Genomic DNA, 15759 nt, shown 5'->3' with positions numbered 1-15759 from the left:
TTTAAATGAAATACACCCCCGTTTTACAGCCCGCCACGTTATTAAAACGCTATAAACGCTTTTTAGCCGACCTAGCACTTAACGATGGAACTGAATTTACCGCCCACTGCGCCAACACCGGTAAAATGACAGGTTGCGCAGAGCCTGGCTTTAATGCGTTTTATTCAACCAGCGATAACAGTAAACGAAAATACCCGCATTCATTAGAGCTTACTCAAAACATCCTCTCACAGTTAATATGTGTTAATACCGCCGTGGCAAATAAAGTGGTTGAAGAGGCTATCAACAACCAAGTTATTACAGAGCTTAACGGCTATGAGCAGCTACAAAGTGAAGTAAAATACGGCAGCGAAAATAGCCGTATCGACTTTTTACTTACCAGTGACAATAAACCCGCTTGCTATGTAGAGGTAAAGTCAGTCACTTTGCTAAGCGAAACCGATCCCCACAGTGGACAAGGCTACTTCCCCGATGCACAAACCGTGCGTGGGCAAAAGCACATTCGCGAATTAATAGAAATGATCGAACAAGGCCACCGAGCAGTATTATTGTTCGCTGTTTTACACCAAGGTATCAATACCGTGAGTGCCGCAAGCCATATAGATAAAAAATACAGCGATTTACTAAACCAGGCGATTAAAAAAGGCGTGGAAGTATACGCTTACAAGGCATCTATTTCGCCAAGTGAAGTAACGCTCAGTGAGAAAGTGGCCTTTAAATAAAAAATTAACTTGCTTTTAAACTTTATGCCCATATAACTAGGCAAGTTTAAATACCGAAATAACGATTAATAAAGCATCAAAATTAAAATATGAGCCTTTTTAGTCAACACACTGGTTGAAGCTAATTCGATTAATTAAAAAATAAATTTGCCTAGGGTATAAGATTCTGCTATTTATACCGCCGGCTAATGCTGAGGCATTAAATTAAGGATTTAGGAGAGAGTTATGCCAGACCAACAAAGACATGGTTTATTGGCTCAAGCCGGTTTAGAACCATACCAAGAAAAGCCGGGCGAAGAGTATATGAATGAAGCACAACGTGCTCATTTTAAAGCGATTTTAGAAGCGTGGCGTAACGACTTACGTAATGAAGTTGACCGCACAAAATCGCATATGCAAGACGAAGCTGCCAACTTTCCTGATCCAGTTGACCGCGCTGCGCAAGAAGAAGAGTTCTCTTTAGAACTTCGTACTCGCGACCGCGAACGTAAACTGATCAAAAAAATTGAAAAAACAATTATCTTAATTAAAGAAGATGATTTTGGCTTTTGTGAGTCATGCGGAATCGAGATTGGTATTCGTCGTTTAGAGGCGCGCCCAACTGCAGATTTATGCGTAGACTGTAAAACCCTTGCAGAAATAAAAGAAAAACAAGCTGGACGCGGTTAATTAAAATTAGTTAACTATGTCTCCTACAGCCGTTACCACGCCAAAGCGTGACTATCGCGGTCGATTTGCACCGTCTCCTTCTGGGCCACTTCATTTTGGCTCACTTGTGGCGGCTGTGGGCAGCTACCTTGATGCTAAAGTAAATCAGGGTAAATGGTTAGTCCGCATTGAAGATATAGACACCACTCGTGTGGTGAAAAATGCCGACGCAGATATTCTAAATACCTTACAAGCCTACGGCCTATATTGGGACGAAACCGTTGTTTATCAAACACAGCGACTATCCCTTTATCAAGAGATAACAAACTCACTGATACAACAACACTGTGTATATGGTTGTCGCTGCTCTCGCAAACAAATAAAAGCTATAGGTGGCATTTACCAAGGTCACTGCAAAGCGCTTAACTTATCAACAGAGCAAGGCGCTCTTCGCCTAAGACAACAGCATCCAACATGCCATTTTAATGATTTAATTCAAGGAAGCATTACTGTTAATAGTGCCTTAGCCCATGAAGATTACATAATAAAGCGCAGTGACGGTTTATTTGCTTATCAGCTAGTGGTGGTTATTGATGACATTGAGCAAGGTATTAACCGTGTAGTGCGTGGCGCCGATTTAATCGAGCCCACAGCACGGCAAATCAGTTTATTTAAACAGCTTAATGCACCCATTCCCCAATACGCGCATTTACCCCTTGCGGTAGCCGAGCCTGGCTTTAAACTCTCTAAACAAAATTACGCGCCTGCTATTAGCACAGACAACCCAAAGCCTGCGCTGATTGATGCATTTGAATTTTTAAATTTACCTGTGCATAGCCAATTGCACGATTTGTCTGTAGAGCAATTAATTGCATGGGCTATTAACGAATTTAGCTTAACTGCAGTGCCCAACATACCCGAAATTCAAATTTCGCAAGGTCAGCACCCAAACAGCACTAAATTTACGCATTTAAGCAAATAAAAATCTTAAAAACGGCTTAATTTCAGTCCATCAACTTAATTTTTATACCGCGCTGGTATATGATAGCCGCCTAAATAGAGGCTATTTACAATACATTTAAAGCACCGCACTATAATACCTAATTTAGGTGCTTTTTTATTGCGATGACCAGCCAATCATCATTTCTGTAGGAGACAGATTATTATTTCCAAGCTTTTTCAATTTTGCAGGCAAATAATCGGCCCAAATGCCGATGTGCAAAGCACTCAAACAAGTGATGAACCGGTTGTTATAACACGCGGTGAACATGGTATTTCACGTAAACAATTTAGCCCAAATGCAATCAAAGTACTTTACCGTTTAAAAGACGGTGGTTACGACGCTTACCTTGTAGGTGGTTGTATTCGCGATATATTGTTAGGTCAACAACCTAAAGACTTTGACGTAGTTACCAATGCCACCCCTGAGCAGGTTAAAAAACTATTTAGAAACTGTCGCCTTATTGGCCGCCGCTTTCGCTTAGCACATATTGTTTTTGGTCGCGAAATTATAGAAGTAGCTACCATGCGTGGGCACCACGAAGCGCAAGAAGCCAAAAACCAAATTAGCCAATCAAGCGAACATGGACAGTTATTGCGTGATAACGTATTTGGTAGCATTGAAGAAGACGCCGAGCGCCGTGATTTTTCTATTAACGCACTGTACTACTCGATTAACGATTTTTGTATATACGATTACGCCAATGGCTTAGCGGCCATTCAAGCAAAACAAATTGAGTTAATTGGCGATCCCGAAACACGCTACCGCGAAGACCCTGTTCGTATGCTGCGTGCGGTACGCTTTGCAACCAAGCTTGATATGAGCATAGCGCCAAAAAGCGAAAAGCCAATTACCGCGCTTGCCAGCCTACTTGATAATATTCCGCCAGCGCGTTTATTCGAAGAAGTTTTAAAGCTGTTTTTAAACGGTAAAGCCGAAGCTAACTATTTAATGCTACGCCAATACGGCTTGTTTAAGTCGTTATTTCCAGTGCTTGATAAAATTTTAGATAAAAACCCCGACGGTTTAGAAGCCGCGTTTATTCAACAAATGTTTCAAAACACTGATAAACGTATTAATGCTGATAAAAAAGTCACCCCTGCGTTTATATTTGCTGCTTTACTGTGGTTTCCGCTGCTTGAGCGCACAACTAAAATTAAACAACAAGAACAGCTGTCTTACTTTGACGCCTTTGCGCAAGCCATGAATAAAGTACTGAGCGAAAATGCCCAGCATATCGCAGTACCAAAACGCTTTACATTAGGCGCTCGCGACATTTGGCATATACAGCAACGTCTAGATAAACGTGCCGGCCAACGTGCTTACAGACTTACCCAGCAACCACGCTTTAAAGCCGCTTACGACTTTTTATTATTACGCGTTGATGCCGGTGAGCAACAACATAGTGAGCTTGCCCAGTGGTGGACCCAGTACTTAAGCCAAGATATAAACGGCCAAAAAGACATGGTCAAGAATCTAGGTCATCAAGGTGGGCCAAAACCACGTAAGCGCTCACGCCGCCGCACCACTAAAAAGCCGTCTGAGTAATTGTATGCAGTGTGTATATTTGGGTTTAGGTGCCAATCTAAACTCACCCAAAGAGCAGCTTGATAACGCCATTTGTGCGCTTAAAAAGCTGCCTCATTGTGAATTTGTAAGTGTATCGCATTACTACGCGAGCAAACCCATGGGGCCACTAGACCAACCCGATTATGTAAATGCCGTAGCGTGTATTAAAACCGCGCTTGAACCAGAGCAATTACTTGATTTAACACAAGCCATAGAGCTTGAACATGGGCGAGTAAGAAAAGCCGAACGTTGGGGGCCACGTACGCTTGATATAGATACCTTATTGTTTGGGCAGCAAATTATTAGTACCCCACGCTTAACGGTGCCTCATTATGGCCTGTGCGAACGTGAGTTTGTAGTTTACCCTTTACTAGAACTTGCCCCAGAACTGATTTTACCTAGCGGCATTGCATTAAAAACTATTGCACAAGATTTACCGCTCAACGACTTACAACAATTACCTCTGTAATTAACCAAGGCTTATGCCTGCGAGGATATTATGTCTAAAATAACCGTTTCTACTTTAAATAAAATGAAAGCAGAAAATAACAAAATCACCGCATTAACCGCATACGATGCTAGTTTTGCTAAGTTATTTCATGATAACGGTGTGGACGTTATTTTAGTTGGCGACTCTTTGGGCATGGTGCTGCAAGGTGGCGACGATACCCTTGGCGTAACCAATCAAGATATAGCCTATCATACCCGTTGCGTACGCGGTGGCAGCCGTGAGCTTTTTGTTATAGCCGATATGCCCTTTATGAGCTATTCAAGCGTTAGCGACACTTGTAAAAATGCAGCAGAGTTAATGCGTGCAGGCGCTAATATGGTAAAACTTGAAGGCGGTGAATGGCTTTACGACAGTATTAAAAGTTTAACGCAGCAAGGTATTCCTGTTTGTGGTCATTTAGGATTAACGCCGCAATCAGTGCACGTATTTGGTGGCTTTAAAATTCAAGGCCGTGAAGACGACAAAGCGCAAAAAATGATTGATGATGCAAAAGCCCTAGAAGCGGCAGGCGCCCAATTATTAGTGCTTGAGTGTATCCCAAGTGCGCTTGCTAAACGTATTACCGATGCCGTCACTATCCCTACTATCGGTATTGGCGCAGGTAATGTAACGGATGGCCAAATACTGGTAATGCACGACTTAGTAGGTATTTCGGCAGGATACATTCCTAAATTTTCTAAAAACTTTTTACTCGAAACCGGCAACATGCCAGATGCAGTTAAAAAATATTGTACAGACGTTAAAAGTGGCGCATTTCCAAGCGCCGAACATGAGTTTAAATAATGCAGTCAATTACTGAAATTAAATCATTACGTAGTCAAATTAAAGCGTGGCGCCAAGCAGGCTTAAGCGTGGCTTTAGTGCCAACCATGGGCAATTTACATCAGGGTCATTTTTCGTTAGTTGAAAAGGCAAAAACAATGGCCGACAAGGTGGTTGTGAGCATTTTTGTTAACCCAATGCAATTTGGTGCCAACGAAGATTTAGATAGCTACCCGCGTACGCTAAACGAAGACAAACAAGGCTTAGCCGACTTAAGCACAGATATAGTGTTTACCCCAAGCGTAGACACCATTTACCCAAATGGGCTTGGTGAGCAGAGCTTTGTAGATGTACCGGGCGTATCTATGGGGTATTGCGGCGGCACGCGCCCAGGACACTTTAAAGGCGTTGCCACGGTAGTCACTAAGTTATTTAATTTAGTACAACCTGATTATGCCTGCTTTGGCGAAAAAGACTTTCAGCAGCTGCAAGTAATTAAAACCATGGTACGCGATTTATCTATTCCAGTTGAAATTGTCGGTGTACCGACCATGCGTGAAGTGTCTGGCTTAGCTATGAGCTCGCGAAATGGCTATTTATCTGCAGAGCAAAAAGCCACGGCTACCGCATTATTTAAAACACTAAACAGCTGCGCTGAGCAGATCAAAGCAGGCAATACCGATTACAAAGCACTTGAGCAAAGCGCACAGCTTAGTTTAGAGCAAGCCGGCTTAAAGCCTGATTATTTTGAGATAGCTCAACGAGATACATTAAAAGCTGCTACACTTGATGATACACAATTAGTTATTTTAGCTGCCGCCTTTTTAGGCAATGTTAGATTAATCGACAACTTACAAGTTGAGATTTAACAAAAGCGCAGTTCAACGTTAAGGATAAGCATGCAAACATTTATTAAAACGAGTGCCCTCGCCCTGTCATTTTCATTGTTAGCAGCTTGCCAAAATCAAGTGAAAAACCCTGAGTTAAACCAATGCGCACAACAAAACTATCAGTGCGAAAATAGTTGCGATCAGCAATCAATTGACAAAGGTTTAAAACAGCAAGTGTGCTCTGCTAAATGTGTAGAAAGCTACAATCAGTGTAAAGAACAAGCTCAAAAGCTGACTGATTTATAATCGCTTTTTAATAAATTAGTCTTTTTACGCTTTAAAATTTTACACACAAAAAAACCGCTCATTGAGCGGTTTTTTTGTAGTTGGGTTTAAATTATAAACCTAACTTTTTAAGCTCTGCTTCTACTAACTTTGCAGAAAGCGGTACGTAACCATCTTTTTCAACGATTTTTTGACCGTCTTTAGAAAGTACCATTTTTAAGAACTCAGCTTCAATTGGTGAAAGCGGCTTATTAGGGTGTTTGTTCACGTAAACGTATAAGAAACGAGAAAGTGGGTATTTACCTTTAGCAACATTATCAAGCGTTGCATCTACGTAGTTAGTGCCTTTTTTAGATAAAGGAACCGTACGTACACCTGATGTTTTGTAACCAATGCCTGAGTAACCAATCGCGTTTAATGAAGATGAGATTGACTGTACAACAGAGGCAGAACCAGGTTGCTCATTTACGTTGTTACGGAAGTCACCTTTACACAGTGCTTTCTTTTTAAAGTAACCGTAAGTACCTGACACAGAGTTACGTCCGTATAATTGAATGTCTTTTGCAGCCCAGTCGCCCGTTAGGCCAACATCGCTCCAGCGGTTAACTTGCTCAGATGCACCACATTTACGTGTAGATGAAAAAATAGCATCTACTTGGTCAATGCGTAAGCCTTCGATTGGGTTATCTTTGTGTACAAAAACTGCTAAGGCATCAATTGCTACGCGTACTTCTGTAGGCTTATAACCGTAACGTTTTTCGAACGCTTCGATTTCTTTTGATTTCATTTTACGGCTCATTGGGCCCATGTTAGAGGTGCCTTCTGTAAGCGCTGGTGGCGCAGTAGACGAACCTGCCGCTTGAATTTGAATATTTACATTTGGGTAAATACGTTTGTACTCTTCAGCCCAAAAAGTCATCATGTTGGCTAAAGTATCAGAACCTACAGATGAAAAGTTACCTGAAACGCCGTTAATTTTTTGATATTCAGGCATTGCCTCGTCAAGAGCAACAGCCTGCGCAGATACTAATGTTGTAACAGCCACACCCATTGCGGCAACTAAGTTTTTAAATTTCATGCGGGGTTCTCCGATTTATTCGTCCCATTTCCTAACTGTCATCTACTGTAAAGCGGGTAGATGACAGTTACATTACCCTTAAATGACACTTTTATGACTTTACTCTTTATTGTTTTTAGCTTGCCAACTTAACAAGCTTATCCTTTGAAAAAGCGAAAGAAAAACACGAACCTTTCCCAAGCTCACTGGTTATATTTAATTGACTATCATGACGTGTTAGCACATGTTTTGTAATTGCTAAGCCTAAACCTGAACCGCCAGTTGTGCGGCTCCTTGCTTTATCTACGCGGTAAAAGCGCTCGGTTAGACGATTTATATGCTCTGGTGCAATGCCATCACCATTATCATTCACACTAAAGTGCGCATACCCTTCTTTGCGCTGCCAGGTGACAATAATTTTTCCGCCTGCTTTAGTGTAATGTATAGCGTTAAACACTAAATTAGAAAACGCACTGCGTAGTTCATCTTCTGCGCCTTTAATATCAAGCTGATTATCTATATTAAAAATAAGCTCATGGCCTTTATCTTGGTTTATGGATTGCGCTTCGGTTTTAATATAATTGAGCATTTGCGGTACATTAATGGCTTTATCGTTATCTTGTCTACGCGATCCTTCAATACGCGAAAGAGATAAAAGCTGATTGACTAAGCTATCCATACGCTTACATTGCTCAAGCATGGTATTTTGGGCTTTATTCCACATTGCAGGCGGTGGCATCATATCGCCATCCATCATTTCAAGATAGCCAGTAACGACCGTTAGCGGCGTACGCAGCTCATGCGATACGTTAGCAACAAAGTCTTTACGCATTTGCTCTAGCTGTTTTAGGCGTGTTACATCACGTACGACCACCATAAGCTGTGTGTTGGCATACGGCATTACCCTAAACTCAAGCACTTGATCAACAATATGCCCGTTATCAAGCTCAAGTGGCTCTTCAAATTCACCGCGCAACATGTACTTGGCAAATTTAGGTTCGCGTATTAGGTTATCAAGTCGCTGGCCATGATCGGTTGGCCATTGCAGCCCCAATACCTTAAGTGCAAGTTGGTTACACCACACAATGCTTAAATCACTTTGCAGCACCACTACGGCATCGGGTACAGCTTCAGCGCCATCGCGAAAGCGACGAATTAAATCAGCCAGTTCATTGCGCTTTTTACGATTACGATGCTGTAAATGATAAATGCCTTCAAATACTTGTTCCCACGCACCTTCGCCCTCTGGCGGGTTAAAGCTACGTTGATTTAAAAGCCAATCACTTAAGCGATAAAGTTGATGATAATGCCAAACTAAAAGAGAAGATGTGCCTAAAAATAAAAGCAAAAATGGTGCGCCTACAAGCACACCAACAAGTAATAGGGGTAAAAAATAGATAAACAGACGTTTTATTAACGCCTGTTTATTAATAACTCGATACATACACTCACTTTACCTTTGAGTAGTAATTTATGCGCACTCTCGCTCTAGCTGCGCTACCTTATAATTTACTAGAAAAACGATAACCAGCTCCGCGTACTGTTTGTACTAAGCGATCGTGCCCCAACGGTGCAATCGCCTTGCGTAAGCGGCGTATATGCACATCAACTGTGCGATCTTCTACGTACACATTTGTTCCCCACACATGATCTAGCAGCTGCTCGCGACTATAAACACGCTCTGGATGAGTCATAAAAAAGTGTAATAATCTAAATTCGGTCGGCCCCATATCAAGCTCGCTTCCCTCTGAGGTAACGCGATGCGATATTGGGTCTAAACGCAAGCCATGTACTTCAATGGCTTCTTCTAATGAGGTAGGTGATACGCGGCGAATAACCGCTTTAATACGTGCCATCAGCTCTTTAGGAGAAAAAGGTTTAGTGACATAGTCATCTGCACCCACTTCTAGTCCGCGTACTTTGTCTTCTTCTTCGCCGCGGGCTGTAAGCATAATAATTGGTATTTGGCGTGTATATTCACTTTGCTTAAATTGCTTTGCTATTTGAATACCGCTACCACCGGGTAACATCCAATCGAGTAAAACCATATCTGGGTAGGGTTCAACCATAGCTGCAATCGCAGAATCGTAATCTTCTGCTTCAATTGCTTGAAATCCATTTTGCTCTAAAACAAAAACTAACATCTCTCTGATAGGAGCTTCATCATCTACGACTAGTACTTTACGTGACATTCCAAATTATCTCTTACGCTATCGAATTAGTTTTCATTATTATGACTAAGTATGACATTTTTATGAAAGTGTAACGTGTAAATTAAAAACCTGGTAAAAAAAACACAAAATACTGACAGAAAAGTCGCATTAACATCATATTTTTAAAACTATTTTGCAAATTACGGTTAATCAAAACATATTTATAAAAAGTGACCGTTTTATTACTGGGTAGATAATAATGGCGGGATCATTACTTTACTAACATAGCAGCAAAACCACATACGAAACTGAGTTTACACGAGGGCCTGTTGACCTTTCAGGATTATAATTTGTTTAATCTAGGGGCTATTTAATCGTGGCGCGAGGTTTGTAACCTAGTGGGCTAAGTAAAAACCGAGTAACAAAGAGTAAATTTTCCCTAGGCAGAACCCTTCGGGCAGCGCCTGTTTGGCATTTATACGACGTTAGCGCCTATTTATGGGGAATAACCACACTACACAGGCTCTTCCTTGCCTAAATACCAAATAGACTGCTGCAAATTTAACCTCGAAAGATAAACAGGCCCTAAGACACATCATTGCGTGGTTAAAAATAGATCTGTTTTTTACTAAGTAGCCTAGAAAGGATCAGGTTTTTACTAAGCTGATCGGATTTGGGATCATGGTTATACTTAGTCAAATAACTAACTAGCTGATCTATTGTATAAATAAAATACGATCTGATTAACTGAACGCCAAAGTTAGCGTAAATCTATGCACTAGTTAGTAAATGAATGATCCAAAAACTGCGTGGTTAGTAAAACCGTGATCCCATTTTACTGTGTGGGTATAACAGTGATCCCGTGCTTTATGGTATAAAAAAACCAGCTAGATCACGCCAGCTGGTTTTTATTACACTATGACTTAGTCAAAGATCGTTATCTAATTTTTGGGTCTAGCTCGCCGCTTAAGTATTTAAGGTGCATGTCGTCCAATGAAATTGGCTTAATTTTACTCGCTTGCCCAGCAGTACCAAATGAATTGTAACGTGCTACACAAATCTCCGTCATCGCCTTGGTTGCTTCAGCTAAGTACTTACGCGGATCGAAGTTAGAAGGGTTAAGCGCTAAATGACGACGAATAGCACCGGTAGAGGCTAAACGTAAGTCAGTATCAATATTCACTTTACGTACACCGTATTTGATCCCTTCTACAATTTGCTCAACTGGCACACCGTAAGTTTCAGGAATTTCGCCACCGTATTGATTTATGATCTCTAACCACTCTTGTGGTACCGACGACGATCCGTGCATTACTAAGTGCGTGTTGGGGATACGTGCGTGAATTTCTTTAATACGATCAATTGCTAAAATGTCATCTGTTGGCGGGCGCGTAAATTTATAAGCGCCATGCGATGTACCACACGCAATAGCCAGCGCATCAACATGGGTTTTATTTACAAAGTCAGCAGCTTCTTCTGGATCGGTAAGCATTTGGTCAGTAGTTAGTTTACCTTCTGCGCCTACACCATCTTCTTCGCCCGCTTCTCCGGTTTCAAGTGAGCCAAGTACACCTAACTCGCCTTCAACCGATACACCACAGGCATGCGCCATAGCTACGGTTTCGCGTGTTACATCTACATTGTATTCATAGCTTGATGGGGTTTTTCCGTCTGTCATTAGTGAGCCATCCATCATAACTGATGAAAAGCCAAGTTGAATTGAGCGTTGGCAAACACCGGGTGAGGTGCCGTGATCTTGATGCATTACGACTGGAATATGCGGCCATTCTTCAACGGCTGCTAAAATCATGTGACGGATAAATGGAGCACCAGCGTAAGCACGTGCGCCTGCTGATCCTTGAACAATTACTGGGCTGTTTGTTTTGTCAGCCGCTTCCATTATTGCACGCATTTGCTCTTGGTTATTCACGTTAAAGGCTGGAACGCCGTAACCGTGTTCAGCTGCATGATCTAAAAGTTGTCGCATACTGATTAAAGCCATTGGGTATTCTCCAATTTATCGACAGCAGTCTCCTGCCATCTAGTTTGAACGGATGTGTTAATTTGACGCAATCACTGCGTCACGAACCATCGCAACTAAAACTGCAAAGTTTCGTCTTAATTAACTATTAAATAAGGGTGAGAGGTATTTAATAATTAATCGTTGGTGAGGGTTTCCCCTCACCTAATGCGGCTAAATAATTAATTATTTATTTAGCGCGCGACTCTAGCATTTCTACTGCTGGAAGTTTTTTGCCTTCTAAAAACTCTAAGAACGCACCACCACCGGTAGAAATGTAAGATACTTTATCGGCAATGCCGTATTTATCAATTGCCGCTAAAGTGTCACCACCGCCTGCAATCGAAAACGCATTAGAATTAGCAATGGCTTGTGCAATAGCACGTGTGCCATTACCAAACTGATCAAACTCAAATACGCCAACTGGGCCATTCCAAACTACAGTGCCGGCGTTTGCTATAATTTTAGCTAGCTGGTTAGCTGTGTCTGGGCCAATATCAAAAATCATGTCTTCGCTGGTTACTTCGCTTACATCTTTAAGCGTAGCAACTGCAGAGTCTGAAAATTCATTACCTACTACAACATCAGTCGGTACCGGAATTTCGCCATCGTTTGCTTTAGCTGCTGCACACAAGCGGTTTGCTTCATCCATTAAATCAACTTCATAAAGTGATTTACCAACCGGGTGACCCGCAGCTGCAATAAAGGTATTAGCAATGCCGCCACCAGTTACAAGCTGATCAACAATTGTAGAAAGCGATTCTAAAACGGTTAATTTAGTTGATACTTTAGAGCCACCAACAATAGCAACTAATGGGCGAGCTGGGTTATCTAGTGCTTTGCCTAGTGCTTCAAGTTCTGCTGATAACAACGGACCAGCACAGGCTACATCGGCAAATAAGCCAACGCCATGCGTAGAGGCCTGCGCACGGTGAGCGGTACCAAATGCATCCATCACATACACATCACACAGTGCAGCAAGTTGTTTAGATAAGGCTTCGTCGTTTTTCTTCTCGCCTTTATTAAATCGTACGTTTTCAAATACAACCACTTCGTTATCGGCAACTTCAACACCGTTTAGGTAGTCTTTTTCAAGGCGTACATTTTGCTCAAGTGCATCGTTTAAGTAATCGGCTACAGGGGCAAGTGAAAATTCGTCATCGTACTCGCCTTCTGTTGGACGGCCAAGGTGCGACATAACCATTACTTTAGCGCCTTTTTCTAGGGCTAGCTTAATAGTAGGCAGTGCAGCACGAATACGCGCATCTGAGGTCACTTTACCTGCTTTAACTGGTACATTTAAATCTTCACGAATTAATACGCGCTTGCCGTTTAAATCTAAATCTGCCATTTTTATGACCGACATAACATCTCCTTAGTTAACGATACTTGAACCTGAAAAATAAATTTTTAAATTATTATAAAATGCTTACTTAGCCATCATCGCACGTGCTGTATCTAGCATGCGATTGGCAAAACCCCATTCATTATCACACCAGACAAGTAACTTTATCAGGCGTTTGTGACTAACACGTGTCTGCGTGCCATCAATAATACAAGAATGTGGGTCGTGATTAAAATCAACCGATACCAAAGGCTCTTCGGTGTAACTTAAAATACCTTCTAAGCGGTCTTTTGCTTGGGCTTTAAGAGCCGTATTTACCGCGTTTAAATCTACATCGGCATTTACTGTAACACTTAAATCCATTGCCGTTACGTTAATTGTCGGCACGCGAACCGCAATGGCTTCAAAGCGCCCTTCAAATTTGGGTAAAATGCGGTCTATTCCGCGTGCAAGCTTTGTATCTACCGGAATAATAGACTGACTTGCAGCGCGGGTACGGCGTAAATCATGATGGTACGCATCAATCACTTGCTGATCGTTCATCGACGCGTGAATAGTGGTAATAGCACCCGACTCAATGCCAAACGCATCATCTAGCACTTTAATAACAGGCACCACACAGTTTGTAGTACACGAGCCGTTAGATACAATAGTGTGCTCGCGCTTGAGCTCATCGTCGTTAATGCCATACACAATGGTGGCATCTACATCGTTATCAGCTGGGTGCGAAAATAACACCTTTTTAGCACCCGCAGTAATGTGTAATTGTGCATGCTCGCGCGAGTGATAAACACCGGTACATTCCAGCACAACATCTACATCTAGGGTTTGCCAAGGTAATTCTACTGGGTTTTCTTCACAAAATAGTGCAATGGTATCGCCTGCAACGCTAATGGTGTCTTCACCAAGTTTTACAGGAAAAGAAAAACGACCGTGGGATGTGTCGTATTTTAATAAATGAGCAATAGCTTCAGGGTCAGCAAGTTCGTTAATCGCAACAATTTTTATCTCGTCGCTCAAACCTGACTCGTACAACGCGCGGACAATATTTCGACCAATACGACCAAAACCATTTATTGCAAGTTTGATTGCCATGAAATATAAAATCCACTCTCTTTACGTGCAGACAAAGGCATCAATGCCTTTTAGATGGCTGTATTGTAATCGACCTTGAACATTTTTATAAGAGGGAGCGATTAGAAACTTTAAATTAACCCAAAAGTAGCTAATTAACTTGGCTACTTTTGGGTATAAAGCAAGCTTACTTTATTGCTTACTACAGTGCTTTTAAAGCATTAATTATATCTTCTGGCTCTGAGCGTGTGCGGTAATCAACATCGACATAGCGCCACGTCACTTTACCTTCGCTATTTAAAACAAACGTGGCAGGGATCGGTAAAATGCTGCCATTGCCGTTATTAAGCGACTCCAAATCAAGACCGCGGTCTACACGCATATGCTCAAGTAAAAATTCAGGAACTTGCCACGCTACGCCATAGCTTGCTGCAACATCCGCATTTTGGTCACTCAGCACAACAAAATCCATATTACGTATGTCGTTTTCGCTCATTGATCCATCAGGCGCTTGTGGGCTAATAGCCACCAGCTGTGCACCTAATGCGTGAATTTCAGGTAAGCGTGATTGAAGCGCCTTTAGCTGTAAATTACAATAAGGGCACCAACTACCACGATAAAAAGTGATAACCACAGGCCCTTTTGCAAGTAGCTCATCTAATAAAACTTGCTCACCGTGTTGGTTAGGCAGTTCAAAGCGTGGGGCTTTTTGGTCTAAATTAAGTGCATTTGCCCCCTCTTGAAACGCTTTTGCCTGCGCAATGGTTTCATCAACGCCTTTCATAAAGTCAGGATTACCCTTTCGCCCTGCTGCTACTTTAGCCTCTGTTTGTGCTTTTAGTGTGTTGCTTTCATCGCTCATAGTATGGCTACCTTCCAATTAATCAAAACATAAAGCTAGCTTACAGTACGACGATATATTTGGAATGAAAATTTTAACTTAATCATCTACTTCTAAATCAAACACCACATTTATAGATGATTTAAAGCTTATTGTTGCCTGTAAATCGTTACTACGTATTTGAGGAAAAGAATTATTGTCTTGCTGCGCCCTGTGCATTTTGGTTATGGCTGTACTAAAACCACTGTCATAGTTGTTTTTAGTTGAGCGAATAGTGCGTACTTCACCTACTTTTGCATTGAATGAATCGGCAAGTAAATCCGCTTTTATTTTTGCATCTTCAATTGCTAGCTGTGTGACTTGCGCTTGTAATTGCTCAGACTTTGAAGATAAAAACGCAATATTTTGAATGGCATTTACTTCTTGCTTCAATAAAAAATTGATTAAATCGCTCACACGCTCAATATTGTTTAGCGTTACTTCAAACGTTCTTATCGCTGCGTATTCGCTAAAGGCCTGATGCCCTGTTTCAATATAATCCATCCCTGTTTTTTCAATTTTAAGGTTTGAGGCAACTAGGTCATCGGCACTTATTTCAAATTGATTGAGCCCATCTATTAATAACTTCACTTTATTCTCAAGGGTGTTATTGGCGGCTTTTGGCTCATTTTTAACACTATTCACCTTAAATAGTATTTTAGCCATGTCAGGCTCAACTAATACCTCAGCTGTGCCTTGCACTGAGATATGACGATTGCCAGGTAAGCTCGAATTAGCAAAAGCGATAACAGGGAATAAGGTTAAAAAAACAGTGGTAATGAGTTTCATGTCGTTCCTTGAGGTAATTAGTTAAATAATGCTCATGTAACCGTACCTATAAAAATACACGTAAAATAAAAGTAAAAATACCCATTATTGTAGGCAGGAGTTTACCTCGCGTGG

Annotated in this window: 16 protein-coding genes; 8 read left to right on the top strand and 8 right to left on the bottom strand. The window is 41.5% G+C overall.

Features of this window, described 5'->3' with window-relative positions:
- The first annotated feature begins 5 nt into the window (after positions 1–5).
- The 8 genes from sfsA to AN393_RS03285 all read left to right on the top strand — a co-directional run bounded on the left by sfsA (position 6) and on the right by AN393_RS03285 (position 6348).
- Entirely contained in the window at positions 6–722 is a 717-nt protein-coding gene (gene sfsA / locus AN393_RS03320; RefSeq protein WP_055017310.1) for a DNA/RNA nuclease SfsA, read from the top strand.
- Positions 723–947: 225 nt separating this feature from the next.
- Positions 948–1391 (top strand): RNA polymerase-binding protein DksA, encoded by a 444-nt coding sequence (dksA, locus tag AN393_RS03315; RefSeq protein WP_004586092.1) that lies wholly within the window; start codon positions 948–950, stop codon positions 1389–1391.
- A 16-nt stretch (positions 1392–1407) separates the two neighbouring features.
- Positions 1408–2352: a tRNA glutamyl-Q(34) synthetase GluQRS gene (gene gluQRS / locus AN393_RS03310; RefSeq protein WP_055015109.1), complete on the top strand. Its 945-nt coding sequence runs from the start codon at positions 1408–1410 to the stop codon at positions 2350–2352.
- A gap of 234 nt (positions 2353–2586) precedes the next feature.
- The gene (gene pcnB / locus AN393_RS03305; RefSeq protein ID WP_055015108.1) at positions 2587–3918 is read left to right on the top strand and encodes a polynucleotide adenylyltransferase PcnB; all 1332 of its coding nucleotides are present in this window, start codon (positions 2587–2589) and stop codon (positions 3916–3918) included.
- A gap of 4 nt (positions 3919–3922) precedes the next feature.
- Entirely contained in the window at positions 3923–4408 is a 486-nt protein-coding gene (gene folK, locus AN393_RS03300) for a 2-amino-4-hydroxy-6-hydroxymethyldihydropteridine diphosphokinase (protein WP_055017309.1), read from the top strand.
- Positions 4409–4438: 30 nt separating this feature from the next.
- Positions 4439–5233 carry a 3-methyl-2-oxobutanoate hydroxymethyltransferase gene (gene panB / locus AN393_RS03295; protein WP_055015106.1) on the top strand — a complete coding sequence of 265 codons (795 nt, stop codon included), beginning with the start codon at positions 4439–4441 and terminating at the stop codon, positions 5231–5233.
- Positions 5233–6081 carry a pantoate--beta-alanine ligase gene (gene panC, locus AN393_RS03290; RefSeq protein WP_055017308.1) on the top strand — a complete coding sequence of 283 codons (849 nt, stop codon included), beginning with the start codon at positions 5233–5235 and terminating at the stop codon, positions 6079–6081. The genes panB and panC overlap by 1 nt, the downstream gene beginning before the upstream one ends.
- A 30-nt stretch (positions 6082–6111) precedes the next feature.
- The gene (locus tag AN393_RS03285) at positions 6112–6348 is read left to right on the top strand and encodes a hypothetical protein (RefSeq protein ID WP_055015104.1); all 237 of its coding nucleotides are present in this window, start codon (positions 6112–6114) and stop codon (positions 6346–6348) included.
- Positions 6349–6439: 91 nt separating this feature from the next.
- Here AN393_RS03285 and AN393_RS03280 read toward each other — a convergent pair whose 3' ends face one another.
- The 8 genes from AN393_RS03280 to AN393_RS03245 form a co-directional block, all read right to left on the bottom strand.
- Complete coding sequence (locus tag AN393_RS03280; RefSeq protein WP_055015103.1) at positions 6440–7405, bottom strand: PstS family phosphate ABC transporter substrate-binding protein; 966 nt, start codon at positions 7403–7405, stop codon at positions 6440–6442.
- Between the two features lie 115 nt (positions 7406–7520).
- Complete coding sequence (gene phoR, locus AN393_RS03275; protein WP_055017307.1) at positions 7521–8828, bottom strand: phosphate regulon sensor histidine kinase PhoR; 1308 nt, start codon at positions 8826–8828, stop codon at positions 7521–7523.
- A 58-nt stretch (positions 8829–8886) separates the two neighbouring features.
- Positions 8887–9576, bottom strand: a complete 690-nt coding sequence (phoB, locus tag AN393_RS03270; RefSeq protein ID WP_004586083.1) for a phosphate regulon transcriptional regulator PhoB — start codon at positions 9574–9576, stop codon at positions 8887–8889.
- 898 nt (positions 9577–10474) lie between these two features.
- Positions 10475–11539 (bottom strand): class II fructose-bisphosphate aldolase, encoded by a 1065-nt coding sequence (gene fba, locus AN393_RS03265; RefSeq protein WP_055015101.1) that lies wholly within the window; start codon positions 11537–11539, stop codon positions 10475–10477.
- Between the two features lie 208 nt (positions 11540–11747).
- Positions 11748–12923, bottom strand: coding sequence for a phosphoglycerate kinase (locus tag AN393_RS03260; protein WP_055017306.1), 1176 nt, complete (start codon positions 12921–12923; stop codon positions 11748–11750).
- A 63-nt stretch (positions 12924–12986) separates the two neighbouring features.
- A complete protein-coding gene (gene epd, locus AN393_RS03255; protein ID WP_055015099.1) occupies positions 12987–13997 on the bottom strand; it encodes an erythrose-4-phosphate dehydrogenase in 1011 nt (336 codons plus the stop codon).
- 181 nt (positions 13998–14178) lie between these two features.
- On the bottom strand, positions 14179–14838 hold the full coding sequence (locus AN393_RS03250) for a peroxiredoxin-like family protein (RefSeq protein WP_055017305.1): 660 nt from the start codon (positions 14836–14838) through the stop codon (positions 14179–14181).
- Positions 14839–14916: 78 nt separating this feature from the next.
- The gene (locus AN393_RS03245; protein WP_055017304.1) at positions 14917–15645 is read right to left on the bottom strand and encodes an SIMPL domain-containing protein; all 729 of its coding nucleotides are present in this window, start codon (positions 15643–15645) and stop codon (positions 14917–14919) included.
- Positions 15646–15759: the final 114 nt, after the last annotated feature.

This window comes from Pseudoalteromonas sp. P1-25, assembly GCF_001401805.1.
Classification (GTDB): Bacteria; Pseudomonadota; Gammaproteobacteria; order Enterobacterales; family Alteromonadaceae; genus Pseudoalteromonas.
Note: the sequence above shows the minus strand (reverse complement) of the source record. Positions and strands in the feature narration are given on the sequence as shown.

Excerpts from the sequence above, each read along its gene's own strand:
- sfsA (WP_055017310.1), top strand. The coding sequence starts at position 6 with ATGAAATACACCCCCGTTTTACAGCCCGCCACGTTATTAAAACGCTAT.
- dksA (WP_004586092.1), top strand. The coding sequence starts at position 948 with ATGCCAGACCAACAAAGACATGGTTTATTGGCTCAAGCCGGTTTAGAA.
- gluQRS (WP_055015109.1), top strand. The coding sequence starts at position 1,408 with ATGTCTCCTACAGCCGTTACCACGCCAAAGCGTGACTATCGCGGTCGA.
- folK (WP_055017309.1), top strand. The coding sequence starts at position 3,923 with ATGCAGTGTGTATATTTGGGTTTAGGTGCCAATCTAAACTCACCCAAA.
- panB (WP_055015106.1), top strand. The coding sequence starts at position 4,439 with ATGTCTAAAATAACCGTTTCTACTTTAAATAAAATGAAAGCAGAAAAT.
- panC (WP_055017308.1), top strand. The coding sequence starts at position 5,233 with ATGCAGTCAATTACTGAAATTAAATCATTACGTAGTCAAATTAAAGCG.
- AN393_RS03285 (WP_055015104.1), top strand. The coding sequence starts at position 6,112 with ATGCAAACATTTATTAAAACGAGTGCCCTCGCCCTGTCATTTTCATTG.
- AN393_RS03280 (WP_055015103.1), bottom strand. The coding sequence starts at position 7,405 with ATGAAATTTAAAAACTTAGTTGCCGCAATGGGTGTGGCTGTTACAACA.
- phoR (WP_055017307.1), bottom strand. The coding sequence starts at position 8,828 with ATGTATCGAGTTATTAATAAACAGGCGTTAATAAAACGTCTGTTTATC.
- phoB (WP_004586083.1), bottom strand. The coding sequence starts at position 9,576 with ATGTCACGTAAAGTACTAGTCGTAGATGATGAAGCTCCTATCAGAGAG.
- fba (WP_055015101.1), bottom strand. The coding sequence starts at position 11,539 with ATGGCTTTAATCAGTATGCGACAACTTTTAGATCATGCAGCTGAACAC.
- AN393_RS03260 (WP_055017306.1), bottom strand. The coding sequence starts at position 12,923 with ATGTCGGTCATAAAAATGGCAGATTTAGATTTAAACGGCAAGCGCGTA.
- epd (WP_055015099.1), bottom strand. The coding sequence starts at position 13,997 with ATGGCAATCAAACTTGCAATAAATGGTTTTGGTCGTATTGGTCGAAAT.
- AN393_RS03250 (WP_055017305.1), bottom strand. The coding sequence starts at position 14,838 with ATGAGCGATGAAAGCAACACACTAAAAGCACAAACAGAGGCTAAAGTA.
- AN393_RS03245 (WP_055017304.1), bottom strand. The coding sequence starts at position 15,645 with ATGAAACTCATTACCACTGTTTTTTTAACCTTATTCCCTGTTATCGCT.